Here is a 26,226-nt window from a genome sequence, read left to right as displayed (position 1 = left end):
CTAATGTCCTGGGACAGCAAAGTACTTTGGACCGAAGGGCTGTTTGTGCAGCCCCATCACTTTCAGCAGGCCGACCGGTATACCGAAGCGCTTGTTGCCGGTCTCGCACGCCGTATCTCGCCCTACGCCTGGGGTGTGAACGCGCTTGAGATTGACGAGGAAGTGCTCAAGGTCGGGCAGTTTGCGATCAAGTCCTGCTCGGGTCTGACGCAGGATGGCACCGTTTTTCGCGTGCCATCCGCCGAGGATCATCCCCCCGCGCTGGAGGTGCCGGATACGATCAAGGATTGCGTTGTCTATCTGACAGTGCCGCAGCGGCGTCAGGGTGCGGTTGAGGTGGACATGACTGGCGCCGAACTGTCGGCCGCACGGCTGCGCCCGGCCGAACTGGAGATTTCCGACGTCACGTCGACCGGCAAAAAGACCGTGACGATGGGTGTAGGCAAGCTGCGCCTGCAATTTGCGCTTGAGGTGGACGATCTGTCAGATCGGCTGTGCATCCCCGTCGCACGGATCATCGAGGTGAAATCGGACCGCGAGATCGTGCTCGACAAGGCTTTCGTGCCGTCTTGCGTAGATTGCCGCGCGGCGGGGTCGCTCGGGGATTTCGTGCGCGAACTCGACGGGCTGTTGGGCCACCGAAAAACTGCGCTGGCGGGGCGACTGTCCGAAGGTGGAACCACCAAGGGGGTCGCCGAGATATCGGATTTCCTGTTGCTGATGTGCGTGAACCGCTCACTACCAGTGGTACAGCATGTGGCTCAGATCGAAAACCTGCACCCGGAATCCTTTTATCGGCTCTGCGTAGGGCTGGCCGGCGAACTCGCCACGTTCATGGCGGCGGACAAGGCCGCCCCCGAATTTCCAGCCTATGCGCACGACAACCTGACGGCGACCTTCAGCCCGGTCATCCGGGCGCTGCGCCAATACCTGTCCTCCGTCCTTGAACAAACAGCAATTTCCATTCCGCTCGATCCAAGGAAATATGGTATCTCGGTTGGTGTCATCGCCGACCGCAAGCTGTTGTCCACTGCAGGGTTCGTGCTGGCCGTGCAGGCCGATATTCCTGCTGAAAACATTCGGCGGCATTTTCAGAACCAGGCTAAGATCGGACCGGTCGAGGAGATCCGGCAGCTCGTCAACTCGGCGCTTCCCGGCATCCCGCTCCGCCCGCTGCCGGTGGCACCTAGACAAATCCCGTATCACGCGGGCGTGGTTTACTTTGAACTGGACGCCGACAGCCCGCATTGGGGTAAGATGTCGACATCGGGCGGGATTGCGGTGCATGTCTCCGGCGAGTTTCCGGGGCTGAAAATGGAACTCTGGGCGATCCGTCAGGGCTGAGCGCATAACGAAGGGGAGAAGGTCAAGCCATGGCAGACGAAGACCCATTCGCGGAACCAGACGACGCCGACCGCACGGTGATCAAGCCCAATCCCGGGGGTCGCCGAACCCTGCACACCACCCCGCAGCCGCAGGCGCAACCCGAACCTCAGGCGCCGGTAGATCAAGGTGCCGCCGTCGGCATTCCGCAATCCGGCACAGGTGCAAGCCAAGGCGCGCCGACCGAACCTTCGGTCGAGCAGGGCATGACGGGGATGAACAAGATCAACGCCGCTGCCGCGACGCTGTTCTCGCTTGTATCGCGAATTCGCAACCGCGCCCAGCATATGGACCCGGAAAAACTGCGCCGTTCGGTCGTGTCCGAGATCCGGGCTTTTGAGAACCGTGCGCTGCAGGCGGGAGTCGACGCGCAAGACGTCAAGATCGCCCGCTATGCCATATGTGCCACGCTCGACGACGTCGTCCTGAACACACCGTGGGGCGGGCAATCCATCTGGGCCCAGCAGTCGATGGTTGGCACCTTTCACAAGGAGACGGTGGGCGGAGACCGGTTCTATGATCTTCTGGCGCGCTTGGAAAAGGAGCCGGGCAAGAACATCGATCTGCTCGAATTCCTCTATATGTGTCTGTCGCTGGGGTTCGAGGGGCGTTTGCGGGTCGAACAAAATGGAACCGACAAACACCTGCAAATCCGCGCAGGCCTGTCACGGATCATCCGCGGACAGCGCGGCGTCGTGGAAAAAGATCTGTCGCCGCATTGGAAAGGCATTGAACAGCCGCATAAGGTGCTGTCGGTCTGGAAACCGGTCTGGATCACCTCGGCCATTGTGGCCATCTGCCTGACTGCAGCATTCATGTCACTCAGCTGGACGCTCAACCGATCCACCGACCGGGTGCTCGGTCAGTTGTCGGTACTCGATTCCGGGCAAGTGGCCGAACTGTTCCGGCGCGCACCGCCGCCGCCCCCGCCTCCGCCGCCCCCCAATGAACAGATTGAACGGGTCAAAGGTTTTCTCGAAGAAGAGATCGACCAGGGCATTGTCGAAGTGTTTCAGGATCAGTCGACGATCACCGTTCGACTTGCCGGATCTGGCATGTTCGGGTCAGGCTCGGATCGGCTGGACGCAAGCTTTGAGGCACCGCTATCGAAAGTCGCTGCAGCGCTCAACGACGCGCGCGGGCCCGTTATTGTCATCGGACATTCCGATAACGTCCCAATCCGATCGTCGCGCTTTCCGTCCAACATGCACCTCAGCCTTGCGCGGGCTGAAAGTGTCATGCGCAAACTCGCCGGCCAATTGACGGACGACACTCGGCTCAAGGCCGAAGGTCGGGCCGAAAAGGAACCCATTGCAGATAACAGCACGCGTGAAGGCCGCGCCAAGAACCGGCGTATCGAGGTTGTTCTGGTGAAAGAAGACGCCACATGATTTTCCGCACCATCACTCGTTTTTTTGGATCCGGTATCACCATCACGTTGCTGGTCGCGCTTGGGTTTTCCATAGCCATCTGGTTCCTTGGCCCTTTGATCGGATTTGGCGAAAGTCACCCCTGGGACAGCGTCATCGCCCGGTTGATCACAATAGGGGTGATTTTCCTGCTCGCACTGACAGCCATGCTGCTGATTGTGATGCGCCGGTCGAAGCAATCCAAGGATATGGAAGAGGACATCGTCGAATCCGTGGACGCGGATACCGACGAGGACGACGAGTTGGTCAAGGCCGAGCTTGGGGAACTGAAGGGCAAGCTGAAGGAGGCGATGGCAGCGCTGCGTAAGTCCAAGCTGGGGCGGCGGTCGCTCTATGAACTACCGTGGTACGTGATGATTGGACCGCCTGGCGCGGGCAAGACAACCGCGATCGTGAATTCCGGTCTCCAATTTCCACTGGCCGACACGATGGGCAAGACCGCTTTGGGCGGCGTGGGCGGCACGCGCAATTGCGACTGGTGGTTCACCAACCACGCGGTACTGATCGACACTGCTGGCCGCTACACGACGCAAGACAGCGTCGAGAGTGAGGACAATGCGGGCTGGCTGGGCTTTTTGCGCCTGCTCAAGAAGCATCGCAAGCGGCAGCCGATCAACGGTGCCATCGTTGCCATTTCGCTTTCAGACCTCAGCCTGCAGGACGAAGCGACGCAAGCATCTCACGCCGCCGCGATCCGGCGGCGCCTGCACGAGTTGCGCGAAAAACTGGGTGTGCGGTTCCCGGTCTATGTCCTGTTTACCAAATCTGACCTCATTGCTGGCTTTGCGGAATTCTACGACAACCTCGGCAAGGAAGACTGCGAACAGGTTTGGGGGTTCACCCTGCCTGTGCAAAAGAAAACCAAATCCGATGTGTCGCCTGTTGCATCTTTCGATGAGGAATTCGGCCTGCTGCTGGGCCAGCTCAACGCCCAGTCACTGGAACGGATGCAGCAGGAAACCGACCACCAGCGCCGTGCCCTTATTTCGTCCTTCCCCAGTCAAGTCGCCTCGGTCCGCGCCACCGCACGTGGTTTTCTTGACGAGGTGTTTCAGGACAACCGATTTGAACGACGCCACTTGTTGCGCGGCGTCTATTTCACATCCGGCACCCAAGAAGGGACGCCGATCGACCGTCTGATGATGGGTATGGCCCGGACGTTCGGGATCGGACGACAAGCGATCGGCACAGGGCAGGGAACCGGGCGGTCCTTCTTTCTGACCCGGCTGTTCGAAGGCGTGATCTTCCCCGAAGCCGGGTTGGTGTCCGCCGATGACAAGGTCGAGCGACGCTATCGCTGGACAAAACGTGCCGCCATCGCCGCAGCTTTTTTGATTGGTATCGGTCTTTCGACCCTGTGGGTGCGGTCTTACCTGGGCAATGCCGCCTTCTTGGCCGAGGCGTCAGAGTCCGTCCAGGCATACCGCGTTGCCGCCGCGCAAATTCCCGGCAGTCCGATCCAGGATTCGGATCTGCCAAGTGTGGTACCTGCGCTGAACATTCTGCGCGATATGCCCGCCAATCCGGCAGTCAATGACGCAGCGCCTGATCGAACGCTGACCTATGGCTTGTATCAGGGAAAAGTCATCGGCAACCAGGCGGCGCAAACCTATCGCGCCGCCCTAAACGAACACTTTTTACCCCGTCTGCTTCTGCGTCTCGAAGACCAGATGCAGGCCAACATGAACAACCCCGATTTCCTCTATGAAAGCCTCAAGATCTACCTGATGCTGGGCCAGCAGGGGCCGATGAACCAGCAACTTGTCACCGAGTGGATGACTCTGGACTGGTCGGTTGCCTTCCAGGGGGCCGCACGGGACGAGCTGCGCGCAGATCTCGAAGGGCACTTGGCCACACTGTTGGACAATCCAATGGACGACATCAGCCTCAATGGCCCGCTGGTGGAGCAGATCCAGGGGCTGCTTAGCGAGATGCCCTTGGCGCAACGTGTCTATAACGGTATTATCAAGTCGCCCCGTGCCACCGCGTTGCCCGAATGGCGCCTGACGGACATTGGCGGCCCGGCGATCAGCCGGGTGATCGTCCGATCGTCGGGCCGCCCGCTGAACGACGGTATCGAGGGCATCTTTACCTACAACGGCTTTAACAACGTCTTTCTGGACGAAGCTCTTGGCGTCGCCGCCCGTATCCAGAGCGAAAGTTGGGTGCTGGGACCACGCGGCGAAGCAGAGCAAAACGAAACTGCGCTCATCGCAATGAGCCGGGACGTGCTCGATCTCTACTACACCGATTACATCTCACGCTATGACCAGATGTTGGGCGACATTGACATTATCCCGATGGAAAGCCTCAGCCACGCTGTCGAGATCACGAACGTGCTGTCCGGGCCGACTTCGCCACTCAAGAACATTCTCGAGGCGATCGCCCAAGAGACGAAACTGACCGAAGAGCGGAGTGATCTGAGCGCCGAGGGCCTGGCCGAAGGCGCGGCCCAGATTGGCCAGTTGGAACTGCAATCGTCACTCAGTAGTCGCAGCCAACTGTTTATCGAGGCGTTGCGCAGCGGCGTGAACAACAACCAGGGGCCGCCGCCGAAACAGCCCGGCGAATTTGTCGAAGAACGGTTCAGTTGGTTGCATACGCTGGTTGAACAAGCCGATGGTCAGCCATCACAATTGGCCGAATTGATGAACCGGCTGACCGAGGTCTACCAGGAGCTGAACAAGTTGTCCTTTGCCGGCGGTGTCGGGGCAGGGGGCGGCGACGCCACGGCAATCGTCCGATTCCAGGAAATGGCCAACCGCCTGGACGGTCCTATCCAGCGGTGGGCCACCCAGATCGTGCAGGGCTCGTCCGGGATTACCGCCGACGGCACCCGCGCAGGCATCAATGCGAAATGGCAGTCGCAGGTGCTACCGTTCTGCGAACAGGCGCTGTCCAACAGGTATCCCTTCGAGCGCGGTGCCAAGGCCGATGTCGCGATACAGGACTTTTCCCGTCTTTTTGCCCCCAATGGTCTGATCGACAGCTTCTTCAACGAGAACCTGCGCGACTATGTGGACACGCGGGCCCGGCCATGGGCTTGGAAACGTGTCAACGATGCCGACCTCGGGATCAGCCAGGCCGTGTTGCAACAACTGCAATACGCGGCCGAGATCCGGGACGCGTTTTTTGCCGGAGGCGACCAGGTGGCAGTGCGGTTCCAGATTACACCCGAGGCGCTGGACCCCAAGGCGAACGAAGTGACGCTGGATGTCGATGGCCAAGAGGTTGTCTTTGCCCATACCGCGGCCCCGAAACCGTCTGCGATCACCTGGCCCGGCTCCGTGGGGTCGGCGCGGATTATCCTTCAACCTGTGGTCAACAACACGTCGAACGCCATCACACGCGACGGGCCTTGGGCCTGGTTCCGGCTGCTGTCGGCTGCGGAAATCCGGCGCACGAACGTGTCCGACCGCACACGCGTCATCTTTAAGGTGGGTGGTCGGATCGCAATTTTCCAACTGCAATCGGGATCGGTCTTGAATCCTTTTGCCCTGCCGGCGCTGAGCAAGTTCAGCTGCCCTAGTTCATTCTGATGTCAGCCGGCTTCGGAGCGTTCGGCAAGATCCCCGGCATGGGCGATTTTCTGAAGGTGAATCTGCCCGCCAGCTTTGTGCAGGCGTGGGACACCTGGCTTCAGGAAGGGTTGCTTGCACTGCGCGAGCGCATGGGCACGGGCTGGAACGATGCCTATCTTTCGGCACCGATCTGGCGTTTTACCCTACCTGCGGGCATCGCCGGAGATCGGGCCATGTCCGGTATACTGATGGCGTCGGTGGACCGGGTCGGCCGGCAATACCCGATGACCATCGCAACACCGCATCCGGACACCGACCCGGCACTGACCCACTTCGCCAATCGGACCGTGTTCGAGCAACTCGAGAAGATCGCGTTATCGGCGCTTGATGACGAAATCGGCCGCGACCGGCTCATGAGCGCCCTCGATACCGTAACTTTTGTCGCACCGGCACACGCCCGCGTGTCCGGAAGAACGTACATTGGGGCCTTGCCCGCTGCGCAGGTCCTCGCGGCAGACAGCCTGACGGCCAGCCACGGCACCTCAGCGCTGTGGTCCGCGATGTTGCAAGGCAACCACCGCCTCATGCTTACGCGCGACCTGCCAAACGCGGCCGAGATGCAAGGGCTGTTCGATCTTTCGGCCCCGCTCTGGGCGCAGGCACAGGTGGCACAGACGGCATGACACATATCCGTTTTTCGGCCACGACCCATGTCGGACATCGCCGCCAAATCAACGAGGATAGTATTCTGGCCCTCGGCGACCAGCAGGTCTGGGTGGTCTCCGACGGAATGGGTGGACATCACGGTGGCGATTTCGCCTCCCAAACCGTGGTGGACAGCATCGCGATGATCGATCCCGGACTTGCTCCGGCTGACCGGATGAAAGCGCTGCGCGACGCGATCGTGCATGCACACGACGTGATCCAGCATGAGGCAGACGCACGTGGCGCCACCATCGGCGCCACCGTCGTGACATTGGTGGTGGCCGATCACCACTTCGCTGCCTTCTGGGCCGGGGACAGTCGCCTTTACAGGCTGCAGGGTGGGTCAATCGACATGCTCACAACCGATCATTCCATGGTCGCAGCACTTGTTCTCGGCGGTCAAATGACTTGGGACGAAGCCGAGCAACACCCGCAATCCAACGCTGTCACCCGCGCGGTGGGCGTGGGTGATGCCCTGGAGCTCGATAAGATCCGCGGTGAGATCCTGCCCGGCGACCGTTTTCTGCTCTGCTCCGACGGGCTGACGAAATATGCAACATTCGACATCCTGGAACGCGTGCTCAAGCGAGAACCGATCGAAACCGTCGCGGACACATTGCAGCAGATCGCTCTGGACGGCGGCGGCGCAGACAACATTTCGATCATCGTGATCGACGTGCTCTGACCGGGCGTGGGCCGCGCTACTGTTCGGTGGTCAGGATCGCAGAATCGAGGCTGTCGACCGCGAACCCACCTTCATTGCGCGCCGCGATCAGCGCATCCGCATAGCTGGCTGCACTCTCGGTGGTTGGGCGCAGTTCGTCGAATAGCTGCCCGTCCGAATGCAGAGCCAGGATCTTGGACTTGCCCAGAACCGATCCATCGACGTTAAAGGCAAGCCTGCCCTCAGCTTCGTCCAACCCGTAGGCCACGCGTATATATCCGTCAGCATCGGCTTCCGTACGCAATGCGGCGAGCGAGTTTTCCGGCCGCGTCCGGTTCGGCAAAAGATGGAATACCACCCCTTTCACATCCACAACAGACACCCAAAGGAACCCTTCCGTTTCTCCCTCGGGCAGTTTGACGTCGATGGTCGGATTGTCACCCACCACGTAACGACCGGACAGGTTTTCACCCGGGCGATCGCCAAACCCCAGGCGGATGTCGTAGCCACCAGGCGCTGCCCGCGGCAGCACTGCGTCGATGTGGCAAAGGCTGTCATTCAACACCTCACCCTCGATCCGAACAGGCCTGTCCCCGGCCAGAGCCGCCACACTACCTTCCAATGCCGTGCGGGTTTCGGCGCTGGCAAAGCGACCGGTGACGATCACACGGTCCTCCAACGCGTAGCCAATCGGCGGCGGACTGACCAGCCGCGGACGGCCGCAATCGGCATGGGCGTCCAAAACCGGAGCCAGCGTGTCGGGCAACAGAAATCGCGGCCCAAGGTCAATGGACACGGTCAGGTCGAAACTGTCGGGGACTATATCGGTCAGGGCAGCTTGCACGCGCGATTGTTCTTCCCGCGTAGCAGCCAACCCGGTCACACGCGCCGTGTTACCATCCAGAACGACGCGGAACTCGTCCAGCGGCGCGGCGGCAGTCACAATGTCCAACATCCCCGCGCCCCAGCCATCGGCAATGTCACCCGACGCCAGAGTGAGATCCGCAGCGCCCCCGATCTGTGTCATCGCCTCTTCAAGAGTTGCCTGCACCTCGGGCGAGGGCACATTGCCAATGGCCTGCGCCGCGCCCTCCGAAGGCTTTTCCACCAACAACGCATAGGGTTCGGCAACCGGATAGGAAGGGCCCAGAAGCCCATCGAAAATACCACTGAAATAAGCCCCCGCACTCGCACCGGCCAGGATCACGACCGCCAGTATCGGACCCAGCATACCGCGCCCGCCCTGCGACGAACCGCCTGCATCTGATCGGGCAGCAGCGGGAATACCAATAGGCTCGGCTCCGGCCACAGGCGTCTCTGCCGGGCGCGCGTTCGCCGACGCAATCACCGTGGCATCCTCCAGTGGAGTGTCTGGCGCACTCACCGCCGTGGCGATACTGTCGGGGTCCTGGAACCCTGCCAGCAAATCGCGCGCGGATTGGAACCGGTTTTCCGGTTTGGGATCGCACATGCGTGCAATCAAGCTGCGTAACGGATCGGGCACGCCTTCGACGTCCAGCGGCTCCGCCTTTCTCTGGACCACTTCCATCGGGTTTTTCCCGATGTCCGGCTTCTTGCCGCGAAAGGTCGACAGCAGTAGCGCACCCAACGAATAGATGTCGGACCGCGCATCGGTCTGACCGCTCAACTGTTCGGGCGCGGCATAGGCGTACTTTCCGGCGAATTCATTGCCCACGATGGTCTCGGCCCCGGGGTTGGTGTCCTTGGCAATGCCGAAATCGATGATCACGGCCTCGCCGGGTTGATCGTTGCGCAGGACGATGTTGTCAGGTGACAGATCGCGATGAACGATATTTCGATCATGGGCTGCGATCAGACCCTCGCAAACGCGCTGGCCCACCACCAAAAGGTCACTGGCCCGCATGCCGCCGTCGGCCAGCTTTTCGTCCAGACCTGGCCCATCCACATGGTCCATGACCAGGTAGACAACGCCATCGGGCATCCGCTGGGTATCAAAATAGCGTACCACGGCGTCGTGACGGATTTCGCGCACGTCCTCCTCGCGCGTCATCAGAACAAGGAAATCCTCGTTCGACGCAAACTCGGCGCGCAACGCCTTGATCGCCATCACCCGGCCAGAAATTTCGGACCGGGCCTTGTAGACCTCGGAGGTGCCTCCCCGGCCCAGCATGGCCTCAATCCGGTAGGTGTTGTTAAGCAGATCGCCAGGTTGGAAGATGTCCGATGGCTGCGACGTACTCATCCGCGCAACCTCCCGGACCTGTACCCGACCCGCACCCTAGCTCAGCGCCTGGAATTCCACCCGCCGGTTTGCATCGGCCCGCGGATCTTCCTGGTTCAGCGGGAACGCCTCGCCCACACCGACAGCCTCCAACCGGGTTTCGGCGATGCCGCAGTCACCCACGAGAAAGCGTTTGACCTCTTGCGCGCGCAGCAGGCTCAGCCGCTCGTTATAGCTTGCCGATCCGCTGGCATCGGTGTGCCCAACGATCCGGAACACTTCGATATCGACCGCCTGCATCACCTCGCACATCGTTGCCAACTTTGGCTGCTGGTCGGCGCGCAGAGCCGAACTGTCGAAATCGAAACTGATCTGGATATTCACCTGTTCGTCCGGCGCAAGCTCCACGTAAGTTTCGGCGCCCGGCAGGTCGGTGGCTGCCGTGTCGGTCGCCCCGGTGTTGTCCTGGGCACCCGTGGGCGCCAGAACAAGCCCGCGAGTCTTCTGCTTCTGGAAGATCTGCTCCAACTCTTCGGCGGTCAACTCGCTGGCATCTGTTGACTGCGCCAGCGCCACACCGGAGAACGTACCCACCGCCAAAATGGAAATCCCCAGTCCCAGAAAAAAATGTTTGAACATTGCTGACCCCATAAAACTATTGCGGTTAAATCGTACACCAGCCCGTCTGCCCAAACAACGCAATTACAGGCAACAATGATGCCGATTTGTTGACTTGGGTCGGGCTCTGCAGCACAGTTATTTTGTTGAGAGAAAGCAGGCCGCGACACCGCATGGATACCCGGATCATTCCCATCATCATTGGTGTGATGCTGGCCATCGTGGTGGGCCTGGGCGTGCTGATCTACTTGCAGTTCCGCCCGGCACAGGAAATCCGCTACGCCTCGGACGGAGAGGCAGAATTTGCGGGCCCCGCAATCGACAGCGGCGCCCGTATCGAGATCGAGAACCTGCGCACCCAGATCGAGGCACTCGAAGCGCAGATCGAACAGCTCAGGCAAGAGGTCGGCGATCTGCGTTCAGCGGCACCCGCAACCGCGCCAGTACCCGGCGACGAAAATCTTGCTGCACTGCCCCGCGACGGCCCCAACCAGATCATCGACGCCTATGCCCAGGTTGTTCTGATCGCAAGCCGGCGCAATGTGAATGACGGCCTTCGGATTGCCTCACCTGGTTATCTCGAAGGTGTTTTTGGCAAGCCGCGCGAAAACCTGACAAGCGAATGCCAAAGTATGACCAACCAGCGTCTGGCCTCCAAGCTTGCTACTGAACAGGTCGGCCCGGTGCGCGTACGCATGTTGCGCCCCGCGCTAGACAGCCTCCGCGTCGTGTTCGAAAAGATCAAGGCTACCGATCCCGACCTGCACGACCGGATCAACACGGCCGGGGCGCTCTGCGTGCGGCATATCCGCGGCGCAACCGGGCGGACCTCGACCCACGCATTTGGCTTGTCGCTCGATCTCAACATCGACGGTCGACTGGACAGGCTGGGCGACGGGCGCACTCAGCTTGGCTTGACTATCCTCGCTGATTTCTTTCGCAACGAGGGTTGGTACTGGGGGGCCGGTTTCTCGCGCGAGGACAGCATGCATTTCGAAGTCAGCCGGGATCTTGTTGAAAAGTGGATCGCCGAAGGCAAGCTTTGACCACGGCCCGACCCATGCAAAAGGCGACCCATGCGGACCGACCTTGACGCAGTATTTGCCATGCAGGCGGAGTCAGCAGAGGTTCCGGCAGAATTGCCCCGACATCTCAATACGCCGCACAGCGTCCGCGACACCGCTGATGGGGTGGATGGCAACACATCGATCGGCAACGCAATGCGCCATAGTGCACGTGTCCAAATCTGCTTGTGAGAGGAGCCACCCCATGCAAGTTACCACCATCGGCGTCGATCTGGCCAAGAACGTTTTCCAAGTTCATGGGATCACCGCCACCGAAGAAGCAGTGACCCAGCCCCCTGATCCGGGACGTTCAGGCGTAGAATCCGTTCCTGTTTCTTTCTGTTGATATGGTTGCGCTCAAGGCCTGCTGAGCGGAGGCCTTGCGGAGCTCAAGCGAGGCAGGCCGGGTGCTGCGGTTGAGATTGGCGTAGACAGCAGGGGTCAGCCCGCCAAGCGATGCGTTTGGCCGTTGTGTGTTGTAATCGATCCTCCAGTTTTCGATGATCTTCCGGGCTTCGGAGAGATTGCCGAAGATGTGTTCGTTGAGGCATTCGTCGCGGAGCCTGCCGGTGAAGCTTTCCACGAAGGCATTCTGCATCGGTTTTCCGGGCGCAATGTAGTGCCAGCCGACGCCAGTAGCATGGCACCATCAGAGCACGGCATGAAATGTTGTTTCTATGCCACTATCGCTGACAATCATGTCGGGCTGGCCGCGCCTGCGGATCAGGTCCTCCAGTTCACGGATCATCCGCGCACGTGACAAGGAACGATCCACCACTGTCGCCAGGGCCTCACGGGTGCAGTCATCCACGATGCAGAGCACCCCGAACCGTTGGCCATCCTCAAAGGCGCCAGACATGAAGTCCAATGACCAACGCCGGCTGGCCAGATCCGGCACGAGAATAGGTCTGCGCGTGCCCAAAGCTCGCTTGCGAGTCCTTCTGCGCCGAACAGCCAGCCCTTCGTCGCGGTAGAGTCGGAACGGCTTTTTGTGGTTCACCTCAAATCCCTCTCGGGCCAGCAAAATGCCTGAGCGGCGATATCCGAACCGGCGTCGTTCATTCGCCAATTCACGCAGCCGCTTGCCCAGAGCATCATCGCCGCAATCCTGTTTCTTCTATTGAAAGACTGACCTATGCAGATCAGCCAACTCACACGCCCGACGTTCCGACAGGCCATGCCGATCCATCGCATCCGGCACAGCTCCTGTGCTTTCACGCCTGCCTCGTATTCCTTGATCGACGCCCCTCTCGGGACATTGCTGCGCAATACCCTGCCGGGCAGTGAATGATCTGCTCGTCACTAAATCTGCGTTTCATTGTCCATCCTTTGCTTGGACGGATTACGAACACCGCAGTGGCCTGATTTCAGGGGGCTGGGTCAAAACTGACAAACGCCCTTCAAGACCTGCGGTTCGGGTATCGGCGACCTTATGGGCTCGGTCTTATTGGCGGGATCGCTGTAGCGATCGACCCGAGCAAATTTTGCGTTCGTCGTGTCGTCGGGCACCTCAATGTTGTGGATCCGCGCAACACGCCACCGACGGCACTTCTGATACTTCGGCCTCGCCGGTTTCGCAGAATCCCATCGAAGAAAAATTTGAACATGGACTGAATAATCTCCCCACCTTTCCTGTTGTCTTTCTGAAAGGGTCGCCAAGGCTCGGCACGATCAGCTGAAAGGACATTTGCTATGCCTATTGCTATTCTAGGATTGAATTTCCCCAGCAATATGAACGAGATGCTCCGGAACCAGCCTGTACTCGGGATGTTCAATGCGTACATGATCCGAAACGACAAATCTGGCGCGGCCATGCTGGGGTTTCTTACGAACACGAAGGTCACCGGCTACAAACTGTTTGAAGAATTCCTGTCCAAGTCGGCAAAGACACCTATCGCGCTTGACGGCAAGCAGCAAAAGGCCGTGGACGACGTCATGCGTGGTCCGCAAAAGGATGCGGCGGCTGGCTTGAACAAATTGGTGCCAGGGCTGAAAAAGGCCTGTCTGACCTATTTGGACAAAAAGGCCATTCCCGCTTTCTACAAGACGAAAGACAAGCCCGGGAGCGTTTTCTATCAGCATTGCCGCCCACATGCCGAAAAGAATTGCGAAGGCCGTTTTGGCAAGATTGCCGTTGCAACGAAACGTCTGGGTTTGACCGACCAGATGCTCGTGAAGGAAATTATGGTCCAACTGTATATGGGCAATAACAAAAGCGCCGCCGCCGCCGCAACAAAGGCTGCGAAAAAGGCCGGACTGAAGATGCCTGCGGTGGTTATCGTAGACGCGGTGGAGCGTCAGCGCGGACTGATCGGGTACCACGACGTCAAGATTGATGCGAAATCGCTGGTGTTCTGTGGATTTCAGAACGTCAACGACAAGGACATCCTCAAGCTGATGAAGCAGATGGTTGAGCACCATTACGACAAGAAAGACTCCAAGGCGAAAAAGGCGTTCGAACAAATCAAGAAACTTGAGCCGAAGTCGAGCCCGATCACCAAGCTGAAATACGACGCCTTCATCAAGCTGCTGAAGAAAAAGGGAACGATTACCTAAATCTTTCAGCGCGTTGATGGGTGTACGGCCACACGCGTGAAACCGCGCAAGATGTGTTTGGCGGTGCTCAGTCAAAGGATATCACGATGCCCTGTTTATGTCCTCCAACCCCGCAAAGCCTGTCGGGTCTGATGCCGTCTGCCAATCTGTCTATCAGTGCTGTGCCACCTCAGATGGGGCATCTGCTGGGCCTTTTGGGGCTCGAGGGGGACGCGAGCGGCACGAGCCGCGCTGATTTGAGCATGTCGGCTGCACTGCCATCAATGGATGCAACAGCGTGGTTTTCCTCCCTGCTTCCCGGGGTGCCACGATTTGGAGCGCCCTCATTGATGATGATGACCGCGCAGATGTCGGCAGTCGGCAGCAGCTTTCCGATGCATGACCCGCGCGCTGTGCTTGAGGAGTTGAAGCGGACATTGCGCAGTCTACGCGCATATCTGTGGCCCTTCGGCACGTCGATGCTTTCGATCCCGCGGCCGCATTTGGCAAGTATGACCATGGCAGCGCGGATGACGCTGAGCCTGCGGGCACAAGGGCTATGCCCCATGGCGCTGTCAGGGGTCGATATGAGCTATTCCAATGCCATGAACCTGGGGTGTCCGCACACCACATTAAATGCTGCGATTGGGGTGCACGCCGGTCTGGGAACAGCGCAGTTTCCGGCATTCGGAATGTCCATGCCCCAGTTGAACCTCGCGATGACCCTCGCCGCGCTTGCACCACTGGCGGATGCGCCAATGACTTTGGGTTTGCCAGCGATTTCGGATCCCGGTTTTGGCGATGCTGCGATGGATTTGCTGAGCGGTCTTGGGGGCATCCCGCCTCTGCCCTTTGACATCAGCCAGCTGTTGGAACACTTGACCATGATATCGGATCTGTCGGCGATCACCGAGGCGTTTGGCCCGGACGCAATGAGCCCGGCGGGCATCGGGCGCGTGCAGGCGATGCTGAACTACATGTTTGGTCTGCGCCTGCCCGCGCTGCCCAGTGCGGCCCTGTCGCTGCAGCCAAAGCTGGATATGTTACCGTCGATGGACAATGTCTTGGCCGGGGCCGCGGTGGCGCAGAACGGCGCGAACACGTTTGCAGCATCCATGCGGTTTAATCCGTCCTTGCCGGTTATCCTGCCGTTCCTGTCGGTGCTGGATGCGCTGAAGGCAATGTTGGGGCATGCTTTTGGCGGGATGCCTACGGCGTGTTCACTGTGCCGAGTGGCTGCATGATCCGGCCAGATGCAAAGCGGCATTAGGACCCGACCGGGAGCATGAGTATGTTTACGGATTTAGCTGGCTGCAATGGATCAGCAGCGCACTAAAAAAAGCGTCCGGCGTTAAGGCGTCGCGGAACGTCAGGTAAAAAACTAAGGTGGCACACGCGCATTTGCAGTCTGCCGGGTGCATGGTGCGACTGACTAAGAATGGCACCGTCTCGGCAACGCACGGCGGGCCGGATTCAGCGAAGCAGGTCCGTGTTACCCCTTGTCCGTCGTTAGTTTAAACCCGACACTTCTGTGCCGGTATCTGCCAGAGCCCAAGTCGCCCCCAATGCTCGACACAGGTCTTGCGGCTGCGACCCTATCTTTTCGGGTTTCTTGGCGTTTACCAGGCCCTCGAAATCGGACAAACCGGCTGCCCTGGCGAACCGTATGCTCCGATCAGTTCACCCAAAACATGGAAACCCAATCACTGGACCAGCGCTTCGATGTTTTCGACGGGGTTAAGAAAACGGCGTTGATCATACACCGCTCTGCCATGGCCACGTCAGGTAATACCTGCCCGGTGGAATCTGTATACAATCTGTGCTGACGAACCTGTCCGTTTGACTGACGGCAAAACAGATCGACGGGATGGTGCGGTACGCGACCTTGTGGCGAAAAAAGTGCGATACCTTTATCAGACTGCACCCATTCATACTCCAGCCCCAGCCGCTTATCAGCGCCGGACTTGGACCCAAAATGCACCAGCATCTTCGAAAAACGACGATAGGTCTCCTGCAAGGTGCCGTCTTGTTCGGCCTGCAGCTGCACGCCGGCCAGAACTGCACTTGCTCCAACCTCTGCCGCAAAAGCTTCAAATTCGGAGAGGCTTGTGTAGGTTAGTGTGCGTCCAAAAGAAGCAATTGCCAATATGTGCAGCCCGTCGCCTTGCGCAGATAAGGATAGGTCCCTTTGCGCCAGCGGTTGTGTGTGCAACGGCAGGACCGTTTCTGGGCCAATCCAATAGGCTGCTTCATACGCGCGCGGCTGGAACGGAAAGAGCTCGCCTTCGAAATGTTCTCCAACACGGACCTGTACATTCAGTTTTTCGTCGAGCGCAGGCATAAGGACTGACGGTTCGATCCAGAATTCGTGAGCATACAACTTACCCGTCAGCACCAGACTTCCCATGACAAGGCAGGCCAACCTACTCATCGTTTAATGCCCCCACAGCAAGGACAGGTCCGGTTGGGGTTCCCGTCGGTGACCCGCCGACTGGTTCCAGGCTCACGGCTAGAACCATACCTTCTTGCACTTGCCAAGCGGCGCTCGATTGCAGGCGTGCCGATTGGGCAAATGTTCCAAGCGATTGCGGTGCACCACCTTCCAAGAGCAGCCAAAGTTCGAAGACTCCATCCGCCGCCGGATCGCCGGCAGTAAGGGAAACATCGATTGTCTCGGTAGCCTCACCAACCTCGACCACAAAGCGGTAGGCACTTTCTCCACTGTCCAACTGTGCGATCATCCGGGTCGCGTCGCGTGTATCTAGGGATATCGAACCGATGATCAGCGCAAGAGCCAGGACCGTTGCAACCAGCCCAGCCCGGGCCCACCAGTGTTGGCGTGGGCGTGGCGTCTCGAACAGCCTCTGGTCTATCGCTTTTTTTACTTGTCCTGAGGGTTGCGCGAAACCGTACTCCTCATTCAACCCGGATAAATAGACCTCCCAAGCGCGTATCTGTGCGGTCAGTGCTTGATCCGTGCGCGCGCGTGTCTCAACAGCGCGACGTTCGTCCGTGGACAAAAGGCCCACCACGTACTCAGCCGCCAAAACCTCGTTTTCGTCGTATGTCGGTGTGCGTGTCATTCCGATGCCTGCTCCATACACGCGCGGAGCCGCAGGAGGCTGCGCCGCAACCAAGTCCGGACGGTGTTAAGGGGGGTATCAAACCGGTCAGCCAGTTCCTGGTAGGACCATCCTTCAATATAGGCCGCACGTACAGCTTCGGCCCGATGCGCCTCAAGCTGTTCAAGGCAGGCATCAATCCTTGCGCGGTTTTCGCTCTGGGCCAACGCAGTTTCGGGCGTGGGCTTATCATCTGGTACGTCCTGCGCCATTTCTATCGACGCAACGGGCGCCGCTCGCACGCGCATGCGGTCTATGGCAAGGTTGCGGGTGATCGTGATCAGCCAAGACATGGACCGCCCTTCACCGGGCCGGAAGCTGCCTGCGCGCTGCCAGATACGCATATATGCATCTTGCAGAACGTCTTCTGCCTCTGCCCGGTTCTTCATCATGCGCATGGCGACAGCAAAAAGCTTGCCCGACGTCATCGAATACAGGCGGTCGAAGGCCCGACGGTCAGCCATTGCGACGCGCGATATCAGCCCGTCCAATTCCTCATGTATCTCCGGCACGGCGCTTGTCACGGTACTGTCCATCGCTCAATAGACCCCGCCCAATTCCAGACGCACTGGTTTGTTTGCGCGCCTTACTTGCTTCCGTCCGCTGTCCGTACTTGTTTCCGAACGGGCCGTTGCAAGGGCTTTCAACCGGTTATCATAGGTCTGCGCCAGACTTTGCTCGGATCGCAGCACTGTCGGCGTCAGAAACACGAACAGCGTGCGACGCGTGCTGCTGCGGCTGCGCGATTTGAACAGGTTGCCAAGGATCGGAACATCACCCGCGCCCGGCACTTTCTGGAGGCTCTTAAGATCGTCTCGGCTGATCAACCCTCCTAAGACGATGGTCGAACCGCTTTGTGCCAAAACACTTGTTTCAATCGACCTGCGGTTGGTGATCAGATCGGCTGCGCCCTCGACATTGGCATTGACCAGCGACGACACCTCTTGACTGATATCCAGCCGAACCGTGTCGCCATCATTGATGCGCGGCAAGACGTTCATGGTCAGCCCCACGTCGCGCCGTTCGATGGTGGTAAATGGCTGCACGGTGTTACCGTCAGTGGCGAATGTGCCTGTGCGGAAGGGCACATTCTGGCCCACGACAATCGAAGCAGGTTGGTTGTCCAGCACCATGAGCGACGGGGTCGACAAAAGGTTGGCATTTGTCGACTGATTCAATGCCTGCAACAAAATACCGAAATTTCCGCTTCCAATCGTGGCACTGCCCCCGGCGGTGGCCAACGCGGCGTTGGGCGTCCCCAGCGCCGCGAGCAAAGTTCCAAGCGCTGCTCCGCCGTTGCTGAACGACGTCGCTGCCAGCCCGCCTGGTGGTGCCAGTTCGCCCAGGCCAAGCTGCGCGCTCAACCGTTGCGCCGTTTCGCCCGACACTTCGACGATCGCCGCCTCGATCAGCACCTGGGCCCGCTTTCGGTCCAGTTGCTGCAGCAATGCTGCGACCTCGTTCAGCTGCGCCTCGGTCCCGCGCGCAACGATGGCATTCTGGGCCTCATCCGCCGCGACCGTGACGTCCAGTGTATCTGGCACAGGTGCCGCCGCCGCCAGCCCATTCTGTTGCAAGTCTCCGGCGACGGCGTTCGTGGCAGCGGCCCCAGCACCTGTCAGTGCAGTGGTCAGAATTCCCGCCAGTTGCTCTGCCTGTCCGTAGCGCAGGGGAAAGACCCGCGTGCTCAATGCCGCTTGCGGGTTCGAGACCGGTGGCACATCCATTGCGGAGGCAAGCATTTCCACCTCATCCAGTTCGTCCACCGTGCCGCGAATGATCAACGTGTTCGACCCGGGATCAACGGACAACCGCGCGCCGGTCGGGTTGGGCCCCAGCACGTCAGCGATGGCGGCGCCTACGATCGCCGCCTGGGTATTGCGAAACTGCAAGACACGCGATGTGCGCGCCTGATCGCGATCCAGCGTGCGCGCAAGTTGCTGGATACGCGCAGCCCCTTCGGCCGCGTCCGTGATCAGCACCGCGTTCGGATTCTCCAAGGCCTCGATGGATGCCGATGCGGCAACCAGCGGCCGCAGCACGCGCACCGCCTCGCCAGCAGGCAGGTTGTCGAGCGGGACAAGCCGCGTCACAAAATCCTGGCTGCCGGCCGTACTGTCCCCAAGCTCAACCTGGGCCGCGGCGCGCGCAGCCTCAAGCGGTACGATTTGCCAGATCATCCCACTTTGGATCGCATGAAACCCACGGGCGCGCAGGATCGACTGGAACAGCTCCCAAGCACCCTCTTTGTCCAACGGCTCGGCCGAAACGACGGTAATGTCACCGCGCAGTTCAGGGTGCACAATCAACGTGCGCCTGGTGATGTCGGCAATCTGCTCCGTCAGGATCGTGATGTCGGTTTGTCGAAGATTGATTGTGTAGGTGGGGTCAACGTCTTGCGCGTACACAGGATGCCCAAGGGCGGTGACAAGTAACAGGATAGCAAGCTGTCGAAACATCTATCACCTCAGCGGAAAGGAAAAGGACAGAACACGTCCGCCACGTTCGACTTCAATCCGGGCTTCTCCCGCGGCCGCGATCTCGTCATAGAATTTTCTGTCGGCCTCGGGATCGCCGACGGCCTGTCCATTGACGGATCGAACCAGATCCCCGGACCGCAGACCTGCCAGTTGGACACCTATGTCATGAGTGTCGGCAATGACGTAACCTTTGTCCGTCGGCTTCAGCCCGATCTCATCCAGCACGGCCTGGGGATTCTTGCGAACTCTGGTCCGCCAGTAATCGATGTACTGGGCTGTGGTTTCAGGTTTGCTGGGCCTTTCATATGTTGCGGGAACAACAAACCCGCCCCGCAAGCGGTCCAACAACGATGCTGGTGCGTCTGAGCCCGCGCGTTCCGTCGGCGCAACCACCTCTGTATCGCCATCGAAGGTCAATGTGATCGTTTTGGCCCCGTCGGTCAGTTTGACAACATGCGGCGTGATCAGCGAAACAGTCACACGGTCCGAAACCTCCATCATTTCGCGATAAAGGCCCGGTACGCCACCAACATCCAGAAGCGCGGCAGACGTGGCATCATTGGCCGCGAATATTCCGCGAAGTGCAATGTCTGGCTGGTCCGCCGACCCGACCTCAGGTGCGCTGTCCAAGACAGGAAGACGACCAAACGGAGCCAGTTCGAGGATATCGGCCAAATCCAAAGCGTTTTCCGCGGGTCGGTCAGCGCGCGCAACAGGGTGCGGTGCGCTCAAAACAACGACACCAGCCATGTGCCGCGCCGCCGGAACTGCGGCCCAAAGGACCGACGCCATCGCTCCGGCTGCCAAAGCGCACCTTATGACGGTTTCGCCACGGGTCACTCAACTGCCTCGCGCGTGACATCCACAAACCCGGTCAGCCTGGCAAGAACGACATTCGCCGCCGACAATCGCGCAACGGCGATGTCCACGCGTTGAAGATCGGGATCGACTGTGTCGCTTCGTGCGACACGCACCTGCCATTCGCCACGCCCCATTTGCACCGTCGCTTCGGCCTGCCGCCCTTGCTCCAGCACAACCAAACTGTTCTGTGCGATCCACCGTGCCAGCGTTCGTTCTGTCACGGCACTGACGGTGTGGGTGTGAGTTTCCGTCGCCGACAGGATCGCTGTCGCAGAGACGGCAAGCACCGCCATGGCCACCAGCGTTTCGATCAGGCTGAACCCGCTTTGTTCAAGGCGCTTCATGGGAATGACCCTTCTGCGACCCGCACGCGCGTGCCGTCCAGGGTTACAACCCAGGTGTCCGTACCGCTGCCAAACATCGCTCGAAACGGCGTACTGCTTTCAGGGATAAGATTGGCGGACACGGAAAACACCTCTTGTGCATTGATTGAGATACGAGAGCCTCGACCAGAAAGTTTCACTTTGGCCAACTCAGGATCGGAATGGGGACGCCACTGCCGGTCGTCGCCACGCTCCACAAAGCCGATTGCGGTGCCGTCATGGCGAATGCCAAAACCCGCATTGGTGATCAGTGCAACGCTCACTGCCCGGTCCAAACGCGCGGCCCATGCGCGGGCTTCTGCCTCGGTGGTATTGGCGCGCCGGGTGTTCGGGAAGGATAGGGCAGCCGCACCCGCAACCACAGCAAACACAGTCAGGACCACGAGCATTTCCACTAGGGTAACACCCGTATCTCGGCCTCTGGGCTGTATCATAATCCTGCCTGTACCCCCGTGGCACGCAATGGGATGTCGGCATTTACCCCCTCACCACCAATCGCGGCATCTGCACCCAGCGATATCAGGTCGAAACGCCCGTCTTCCAAGCGATAGACGTAAGGTGTGCCCCACGGATCAAGCGGAAGTACGCTCAGATACCCGTCCTGCGGCCAGGTCCGTGGCAACGGCGGAGTGACAGGCCGTACCGCCAAGGCGTTCAGCCCTTGGGCGGTCGTCGGGTAACTGCCATTGTCCAGACGGTAAAGCTGCAGCGCCCCCGCGATTGCTCGCATATCCGTGGCGGCGACCGACACGCGCGCTTCGTCAGGGCGGCCAATGACATTGGGCACAATCAGTGCGGCCACCACGGAAATCATCACCAGCACCACCATCATCTCAATAAGGGTGACCCCTGCCACCGGGTTCCGTTTGCGCGGTTTCAGAGGGGCGTCAGTACTCAAATCAAGCATGAAACTATTTCCTTATGCGGCTCGTATTGTCGGTTACATAGGCGCGTTGAATTGTGCCGTAAAGGTAAAAAATTATGCTAAATCAAAGTGTTAGCATTGGTGATATCGATCGTCCGGATACAGGCTCGACGGCGTTGTTCCCCCTGCCGTCAAGTGATTTTATCCGGGCGGTCGATCCCGACCTCAAGGCGCGTTTGATACGTGCCGCGGCGGCCTTGGCCCTCCCCTCCCCCCAAGTGATCCCGGGTGCCGCCGTACTTTTACATGCCGTTGACCTTCCCCTGAGTTCAGGGCGTAAACGCCGCGCCGCTGCGCCCTTCGCGATGGAGCCATTTTTGGCAGCGCCACTCGAAGAGACCCATGTGTCTGTAGGTCCCGTCAGAGATGAAACCATCCGAATATGCGCTGCAATCAGCGTTGAAACATTGAACCGGCACCTAAATTCAGCGACAGGCTCCGCTGCGATCTTGCCCGATCTGTGCGCGGTGCCCTTGCCGGTGACCAAAGGCACGTGGTCTGTCTGGTTCGGTCAAAACGCGACCTACCTGCGCACCTTTGACGGCGCAGGGTGTGTTGTCGCCAAAGATGGTTTCGCTGATCTGTGGCGCGCCTTCGGTCGCACTCCAATCCAGGTGTGTCACGGTATCATGCCACCCGGGGTAGACTCGCATGGCAGCGTTTCGAAATTGGAACCCGTCCCCCTATCTGTATTTGAGCTGGACCTGCGCCCGGTTCAGCGGGCAACCCGTGACGTGTGGCGCAAGCGGGTCGGGTTCGCCGTTGGATTGAGTGCGGTCGCAAGCCTTGCCCATGCCGCAGTGCTGTTGACCGACGCACGTGCCCTGGAGCGCTTAGCCACCGACCGGCGCGCAGCACTTGTGGCAGCGGCAGAGGGTCGCGGCGCGGCGCTGGATTTCAACTTGCCGACCGCCGTTCTAACATCCGAACTCGAACGCCGGGCACATCCAACCGACACAACCGACCCGTTTCTCAGGTTGCTGGCGCTGACCGGTATTGCGCTCAAACGTCAGAATAGCATCGAATTTCGCGATCTGCGCTACGACGCCAGTGCAGGCACACTGACCGCTCTCATCAGCGCCTCCGATCTTGCCGCCCTACAGATAGCAGAGAACGCCTTGCGCACGAACGGCATTGTCGTGACCGGCGGTGCGGCTACGACAGGCCCAACCGGTGCCGAAATGCAATTGATCCTTTCGGAGGCCGGCTGATGCGCAAACTGTCATCACGCGAAATCACGATCAGCGGTGCAGCAGCCATGGCCATCGGAGCCGCCGCGTTGTGGAGCGTTGTCATCGAGCCGTCCTTAAGCACACGCAGCGACAGCTTCGCGCAGTTGCGCAAGATCGATATCCTTTGGTCCGTACTGGATCAGGTGCCAGACACGCTCTATGCACCGCAAACCGCCCCCATCCAACCATTGCGTCAGCGCGTCACGGCCTCGGCCCGCGCGGCCGCAATCGACATTCGCCGTGTCGACCCGCAAGGCGCTGCGTTGTCCATATCGTTGGATGACGTTGCCTTCACGGCTCTGATCGGCTGGCTTGAGACACTGACAACGACATACGGTGTTCAGGTTTTTTCCGCGGAAATAGGACGCCGCCCGGAACCAGGCAGGGTGTCGGCGCGCATCGTCATGGAGGACGCACAGTGACCCGGTTGCCCTATGCCTTTGCGCGTGCCTACGACCTCGTGCTGACAGAGGGTGATTGCCACTTTGCGCCTAAAACACCCCTTTCCGCTCTGGCCGAAGCACAGCGGGTCGCGCAGCGCGGCCTGACCCTTCGCGACGTCTCGCCCACCGTGCTGGCCGAAATCATGGAAAACACGTACCGCGACAGCGCCAGTGCCGCCGCAGGCGCGGCCGAGCAAGCCTCGGATCAGGGAAAAACGGATCTGGCCAGCCTCGCCGACACAGCCGCCGCCGTCGATGACCTGTTGGACCAGCGGGAAGACGCTCCTGTTGTTCGCCTGATCAACGCAATTCTGCTGGAGGCCATCCGTGCAAGAGCATCGGACGTTCATGTCGAAGTGGAAGAGGCACGCCTGGTGGTCCGGTTCCGTGTTGATGGCATCATGCGCGAAGCGCTGACATCCAATCGCGCACTGGCCCCGCAATTGGTGAGCCGGATCAAGGTGATGGGCCGCCTCGACATCGCGGAAAAGCGGCTGCCGCAGGATGGCCGCGTGTCGCTGCGCGTAGCGGAATTTCATTTGGACGCACGGATTTCCACCATTCCCACCCAGCACGGCGAACGCGTGGTGATGCGCTTGCTGGATCGCGGGCAGACCCAAACCGGCGTGAACGGTCTTGGCATGAACCGCGCCATGCAGGACGTCTTTGAACGCCTCCTCGAGCGTCCCGATGGTCTGATACTGGTCACCGGTCCCACAGGTTCAGGCAAGACCACAACACTTTATGCCGGGCTTGACGCGCTCAACGACCAACACCGCAACATCATGACCATCGAGGACCCGATCGAATATGCCCTGCCGGGGATCGCGCAGATGCAGGTCAACACCGCAACGGACCTGACCTTTGCCCGTGGACTGCGGGCCTTGCTGCGCCAGGACCCAAACGTGATCATGGTCGGCGAAATCCGCGATGGCGAAACCGCGCGGGTGGCCGTCGAAAGCGCTATGACCGGGCATCTGGTGTTGTCGACTTTGCACACCAACTCCGCCATCGGCTCCGTTGCGCGCCTGATTGATTTGGGGGCGGAACGGTTTTTGCTGGCGCCCATGCTGCGTGGTTTGATCGCGCAACGGCTTGTGCGCCAGACCTGCCCGCGGTGTGCGGCCGTCCATACGATAACGGATACCGAGGCGGCACTTCTGTCCTACGTAATAACCAGTGGCGAGACGGCGTTGAAAGGGTTGGGGTGCGACGATTGCAACGACACCGGCTTTCACGGCCGCGTCGCTCTTTATGACCTGATCGAGGTGACGCCAGAGTTGGAACAAGCGATAACAGCTGGCGCATCGGAAGCAGAGCTTGGACAGGTATTGCAGCGTGAAGTGCCCGGTCTGCTCATGGATGGCGTGCAAAAGATACGGGAAGGGCGCACCACCCCGCAAGAAGTTGCGCGGGTGGTCTTTGACGCGGCGCAGGACGGGCCTGCATGAGGGAATTTCGCTACAGCGCCGTCGATGCGGACGGCAAGGCCCAGACGGGTCGGATCAAGGCAAATGGCGCCGAGGCCGCGCGCGCCGCCTTGCGTGAAAAGGGCCTGCTGCCACTTTCCCTTACACCCGCTGCTATTTGGTCAATCGACCGGTTATGGTCGTATGTGCGCACGGGTTCGCGGCCCTTGTCGCCCACAGACCTTGCGGCGTTTACACGGCAAATGGCTACCTTGCTGGGCAGCGGCGTTCAGGTCGAAGTGGCCCTTGCAACGCTGGCCCAGCAATCATCGACAAGGCTGAGCACGACATGCCGCACCTTGCGGCAAGCCATCCTTGACGGCGCAAGCCTGAGCACTGCGTTGCGCGACATCGGTGGTGGATTTGACCGCTTCTATTTGACATCCATAGAGGCCGGCGAACGGGCCGGACGGCAAGCGACCGTGCTGACCCACCTTGCCGACCACGTCGAAGGGCGTCTGCGCAATCGGCAAGTCGTCGGGCTCGCGCTGATCTATCCCGTCATCCTGATCATCGTGTCAATTGCCGTTGTTGTTGGTCTTCTGGTCTTTCTGTTGCCTGATATCGTTCGGGTGTTTGCCGCTCGCGGCGCCGATCTGCCGCCACTCACGAAAATCATGATCGGCCTAAGCGACTTTCTGATCGGCAATGCCGCAATCCTGAGCATCGGGGTCGCAGCGATGATCCTGGGTGCAAGCGCCGCAGCGCGACAACCTGCCTTGCAAAAGAACTGGCACAGATTGTTGTGGAGCAGCGGGCTGGCGCGACAGATGACGATTGTTCAATTCTCGGGCACGCTTGCGACACTGATCCAAAGTGGCGTGCCACTGTCCGATGCCCTGTCGTCAGCCACTCAGACGGTCGGCAATCTGACGGCACGCGAGACCCTGCACGAGGTATCGCGCGAGGTCAGGGATGGGCAAACCCTCTCGCGCGCTTTATCTTCCCGACCCGGGTTCCCGCCCATGATGATCACCATGATCGCGAGCGGCGAAGCCGGGGGGGCGCTGCCCGCGTTGCTCGGCCGCTTTGCCGAAGACCAGTCACAAAACCTCCAAGCGCGCGTCAAGACGCTGGTTGGCTTGGTGGAGCCTATGGTCCTGCTGGGCATGGGTGGGGTCGTGATGCTGCTGGTTCTCGCCATTCTTCTGCCTATCGTGAACTTGAATACGCTGGTCGGATGACCCG

22 protein-coding genes and 1 pseudogene are annotated in these 26,226 nt (G+C 59.9%); 12 read left to right on the top strand and 11 right to left on the bottom strand.

Features of this window, described 5'->3' with window-relative positions:
* Window positions 1-3: 3 nt before the first annotated feature.
* The 5 genes from tssK to Q0844_RS10045 are packed head-to-tail and all read left to right on the top strand — an operon-like array spanning window position 4 to window position 7,724.
* Window positions 4-1,344, top strand: coding sequence for a type VI secretion system baseplate subunit TssK (gene tssK, locus Q0844_RS10065; protein ID WP_299044415.1), 1,341 nt, complete (start codon window positions 4-6; stop codon window positions 1,342-1,344).
* A gap of 29 nt (window positions 1,345-1,373) precedes the next feature.
* The gene (gene icmH / locus Q0844_RS10060; RefSeq protein WP_299044413.1) at window positions 1,374-2,774 is read left to right on the top strand and encodes a type IVB secretion system protein IcmH/DotU; all 1,401 of its coding nucleotides are present in this window, start codon (window positions 1,374-1,376) and stop codon (window positions 2,772-2,774) included.
* On the top strand, window positions 2,771-6,352 hold the full coding sequence (gene tssM, locus Q0844_RS10055) for a type VI secretion system membrane subunit TssM (RefSeq protein ID WP_299044412.1): 3,582 nt from the start codon (window positions 2,771-2,773) through the stop codon (window positions 6,350-6,352). The genes icmH and tssM overlap by 4 nt, the downstream gene beginning before the upstream one ends.
* The gene (tagF, locus tag Q0844_RS10050) at window positions 6,352-7,017 is read left to right on the top strand and encodes a type VI secretion system-associated protein TagF (protein WP_299044410.1); all 666 of its coding nucleotides are present in this window, start codon (window positions 6,352-6,354) and stop codon (window positions 7,015-7,017) included. The genes tssM and tagF overlap by 1 nt, the downstream gene beginning before the upstream one ends.
* Complete coding sequence (locus tag Q0844_RS10045; RefSeq protein WP_299044408.1) at window positions 7,014-7,724, top strand: protein phosphatase 2C domain-containing protein; 711 nt, start codon at window positions 7,014-7,016, stop codon at window positions 7,722-7,724. Before tagF ends, Q0844_RS10045 begins: the two co-directional genes overlap by 4 nt.
* A gap of 16 nt (window positions 7,725-7,740) precedes the next feature.
* Here the strand turns inward: Q0844_RS10045 and Q0844_RS10040 are convergent, their stop codons facing one another.
* Together Q0844_RS10040 and Q0844_RS10035 are read right to left on the bottom strand one after the other, a co-directional pair.
* Entirely contained in the window at window positions 7,741-9,927 is a 2,187-nt protein-coding gene (locus Q0844_RS10040) for a serine/threonine-protein kinase (RefSeq protein WP_299044406.1), read from the bottom strand.
* A 36-nt stretch (window positions 9,928-9,963) separates the two neighbouring features.
* Window positions 9,964-10,545 (bottom strand): OmpA family protein, encoded by a 582-nt coding sequence (locus Q0844_RS10035; RefSeq protein WP_299044404.1) that lies wholly within the window; start codon window positions 10,543-10,545, stop codon window positions 9,964-9,966.
* A gap of 152 nt (window positions 10,546-10,697) precedes the next feature.
* Between Q0844_RS10035 and Q0844_RS10030 the strand changes: the two genes are divergently transcribed.
* The gene (locus tag Q0844_RS10030; protein ID WP_299044402.1) at window positions 10,698-11,570 is read left to right on the top strand and encodes a M15 family metallopeptidase; all 873 of its coding nucleotides are present in this window, start codon (window positions 10,698-10,700) and stop codon (window positions 11,568-11,570) included.
* Window positions 11,571-11,898: 328 nt separating this feature from the next.
* On the opposite strand, the pseudogene Q0844_RS10025 reads toward Q0844_RS10030, so the two are convergent.
* Window positions 11,899-12,678, bottom strand: a pseudogene (locus tag Q0844_RS10025) (IS3 family transposase); the annotation flags it as partial.
* A 641-nt stretch (window positions 12,679-13,319) separates the two neighbouring features.
* Here Q0844_RS10025 and Q0844_RS10020 point away from each other — a divergent pair.
* Window positions 13,320-14,144, top strand: a complete 825-nt coding sequence (locus tag Q0844_RS10020) for a hypothetical protein (RefSeq protein ID WP_299044400.1) — start codon at window positions 13,320-13,322, stop codon at window positions 14,142-14,144.
* Between the two features lie 329 nt (window positions 14,145-14,473).
* Window positions 14,474-15,367: a hypothetical protein gene (locus Q0844_RS10015; RefSeq protein WP_299044398.1), complete on the top strand. Its 894-nt coding sequence runs from the start codon at window positions 14,474-14,476 to the stop codon at window positions 15,365-15,367.
* Between the two features lie 431 nt (window positions 15,368-15,798).
* Here the strand turns inward: Q0844_RS10015 and Q0844_RS10010 are convergent, their stop codons facing one another.
* The 8 genes from Q0844_RS10010 to gspG all read right to left on the bottom strand — a co-directional run bounded on the left by Q0844_RS10010 (window position 15,799) and on the right by gspG (window position 21,876).
* Entirely contained in the window at window positions 15,799-16,554 is a 756-nt protein-coding gene (locus Q0844_RS10010; protein WP_299044397.1) for a DUF4198 domain-containing protein, read from the bottom strand.
* Window positions 16,547-17,206, bottom strand: a complete 660-nt coding sequence (locus Q0844_RS10005; protein WP_299044396.1) for an anti-sigma factor — start codon at window positions 17,204-17,206, stop codon at window positions 16,547-16,549. The genes Q0844_RS10010 and Q0844_RS10005 overlap by 8 nt, the downstream gene beginning before the upstream one ends.
* Window positions 17,203-17,709, bottom strand: a complete 507-nt coding sequence (locus Q0844_RS10000) for a sigma-70 family RNA polymerase sigma factor (protein ID WP_299044394.1) — start codon at window positions 17,707-17,709, stop codon at window positions 17,203-17,205. The genes Q0844_RS10005 and Q0844_RS10000 overlap by 4 nt, the downstream gene beginning before the upstream one ends.
* A 75-nt stretch (window positions 17,710-17,784) precedes the next feature.
* Complete coding sequence (gene gspD, locus Q0844_RS09995; protein ID WP_299044392.1) at window positions 17,785-19,704, bottom strand: type II secretion system secretin GspD; 1,920 nt, start codon at window positions 19,702-19,704, stop codon at window positions 17,785-17,787.
* Window positions 19,705-19,707: 3 nt separating this feature from the next.
* A complete protein-coding gene (locus Q0844_RS09990; RefSeq protein ID WP_299044390.1) occupies window positions 19,708-20,565 on the bottom strand; it encodes a type II secretion system protein N in 858 nt (285 codons plus the stop codon).
* Complete coding sequence (gspI, locus tag Q0844_RS09985; RefSeq protein ID WP_299044389.1) at window positions 20,562-20,930, bottom strand: type II secretion system minor pseudopilin GspI; 369 nt, start codon at window positions 20,928-20,930, stop codon at window positions 20,562-20,564. Before gspI ends, Q0844_RS09990 begins: the two co-directional genes overlap by 4 nt.
* Window positions 20,927-21,403 carry a prepilin-type N-terminal cleavage/methylation domain-containing protein gene (locus Q0844_RS09980; protein ID WP_299044387.1) on the bottom strand — a complete coding sequence of 159 codons (477 nt, stop codon included), beginning with the start codon at window positions 21,401-21,403 and terminating at the stop codon, window positions 20,927-20,929. Before Q0844_RS09980 ends, gspI begins: the two co-directional genes overlap by 4 nt.
* Window positions 21,400-21,876 (bottom strand): type II secretion system major pseudopilin GspG, encoded by a 477-nt coding sequence (gene gspG, locus Q0844_RS09975; RefSeq protein WP_299044385.1) that lies wholly within the window; start codon window positions 21,874-21,876, stop codon window positions 21,400-21,402. Before gspG ends, Q0844_RS09980 begins: the two co-directional genes overlap by 4 nt.
* A 74-nt stretch (window positions 21,877-21,950) precedes the next feature.
* Between gspG and gspL the strand changes: the two genes are divergently transcribed.
* Genes gspL through Q0844_RS09955 form a run of 4 tightly spaced genes read left to right on the top strand, consistent with a single transcriptional unit; the run spans window position 21,951 to window position 26,222 of the window.
* Window positions 21,951-23,105 carry a type II secretion system protein GspL gene (gene gspL / locus Q0844_RS09970; RefSeq protein ID WP_299044384.1) on the top strand — a complete coding sequence of 385 codons (1,155 nt, stop codon included), beginning with the start codon at window positions 21,951-21,953 and terminating at the stop codon, window positions 23,103-23,105.
* Window positions 23,105-23,548, top strand: coding sequence for a type II secretion system protein GspM (gene gspM, locus Q0844_RS09965; RefSeq protein WP_299044382.1), 444 nt, complete (start codon window positions 23,105-23,107; stop codon window positions 23,546-23,548). Before gspL ends, gspM begins: the two co-directional genes overlap by 1 nt.
* Window positions 23,545-25,020 carry a GspE/PulE family protein gene (locus Q0844_RS09960; RefSeq protein WP_299044380.1) on the top strand — a complete coding sequence of 492 codons (1,476 nt, stop codon included), beginning with the start codon at window positions 23,545-23,547 and terminating at the stop codon, window positions 25,018-25,020. The genes gspM and Q0844_RS09960 overlap by 4 nt, the downstream gene beginning before the upstream one ends.
* On the top strand, window positions 25,017-26,222 hold the full coding sequence (locus tag Q0844_RS09955) for a type II secretion system F family protein (protein ID WP_299044378.1): 1,206 nt from the start codon (window positions 25,017-25,019) through the stop codon (window positions 26,220-26,222). The genes Q0844_RS09960 and Q0844_RS09955 overlap by 4 nt, the downstream gene beginning before the upstream one ends.
* Window positions 26,223-26,226 lie beyond the last annotated feature (4 nt).

Source organism: uncultured Tateyamaria sp. (genome assembly GCF_947503465.1).
In the GTDB taxonomy this organism is placed as follows: Bacteria; Pseudomonadota; Alphaproteobacteria; order Rhodobacterales; family Rhodobacteraceae; genus Tateyamaria.
Note: the sequence above shows the minus strand (reverse complement) of the source record. Positions and strands in the feature narration are given on the sequence as shown.

Bases quoted from the DNA above. Each gene is read 5' to 3' on its own strand.
- Q0844_RS10015 (WP_299044398.1), top strand. From the start codon at position 14,474: ATGATGATGACCGCGCAGATGTCGGCAGTCGGCAGCAGCTTTCCGATG.
- tssM (WP_299044412.1), top strand. From the start codon at position 2,771: ATGATTTTCCGCACCATCACTCGTTTTTTTGGATCCGGTATCACCATC.
- gspM (WP_299044382.1), top strand. From the start codon at position 23,105: ATGCGCAAACTGTCATCACGCGAAATCACGATCAGCGGTGCAGCAGCC.
- Q0844_RS09980 (WP_299044387.1), bottom strand. From the start codon at position 21,403: ATGATACAGCCCAGAGGCCGAGATACGGGTGTTACCCTAGTGGAAATG.
- gspD (WP_299044392.1), bottom strand. From the start codon at position 19,704: ATGTTTCGACAGCTTGCTATCCTGTTACTTGTCACCGCCCTTGGGCAT.
- Q0844_RS10045 (WP_299044408.1), top strand. From the start codon at position 7,014: ATGACACATATCCGTTTTTCGGCCACGACCCATGTCGGACATCGCCGC.
- gspG (WP_299044385.1), bottom strand. From the start codon at position 21,876: ATGCTTGATTTGAGTACTGACGCCCCTCTGAAACCGCGCAAACGGAAC.
- Q0844_RS10000 (WP_299044394.1), bottom strand. From the start codon at position 17,709: ATGGCTGACCGTCGGGCCTTCGACCGCCTGTATTCGATGACGTCGGGC.
- gspL (WP_299044384.1), top strand. From the start codon at position 21,951: ATGCTAAATCAAAGTGTTAGCATTGGTGATATCGATCGTCCGGATACA.
- tagF (WP_299044410.1), top strand. From the start codon at position 6,352: ATGTCAGCCGGCTTCGGAGCGTTCGGCAAGATCCCCGGCATGGGCGAT.
- Q0844_RS10020 (WP_299044400.1), top strand. From the start codon at position 13,320: ATGAACGAGATGCTCCGGAACCAGCCTGTACTCGGGATGTTCAATGCG.
- Q0844_RS09955 (WP_299044378.1), top strand. From the start codon at position 25,017: ATGAGGGAATTTCGCTACAGCGCCGTCGATGCGGACGGCAAGGCCCAG.
- gspI (WP_299044389.1), bottom strand. From the start codon at position 20,930: ATGAAGCGCCTTGAACAAAGCGGGTTCAGCCTGATCGAAACGCTGGTG.
- Q0844_RS10010 (WP_299044397.1), bottom strand. From the start codon at position 16,554: ATGAGTAGGTTGGCCTGCCTTGTCATGGGAAGTCTGGTGCTGACGGGT.
- Q0844_RS10035 (WP_299044404.1), bottom strand. From the start codon at position 10,545: ATGTTCAAACATTTTTTTCTGGGACTGGGGATTTCCATTTTGGCGGTG.
- Q0844_RS10005 (WP_299044396.1), bottom strand. From the start codon at position 17,206: ATGACACGCACACCGACATACGACGAAAACGAGGTTTTGGCGGCTGAG.
- icmH (WP_299044413.1), top strand. From the start codon at position 1,374: ATGGCAGACGAAGACCCATTCGCGGAACCAGACGACGCCGACCGCACG.
- tssK (WP_299044415.1), top strand. From the start codon at position 4: ATGTCCTGGGACAGCAAAGTACTTTGGACCGAAGGGCTGTTTGTGCAG.
- Q0844_RS10040 (WP_299044406.1), bottom strand. From the start codon at position 9,927: ATGAGTACGTCGCAGCCATCGGACATCTTCCAACCTGGCGATCTGCTT.
- Q0844_RS10030 (WP_299044402.1), top strand. From the start codon at position 10,698: ATGGATACCCGGATCATTCCCATCATCATTGGTGTGATGCTGGCCATC.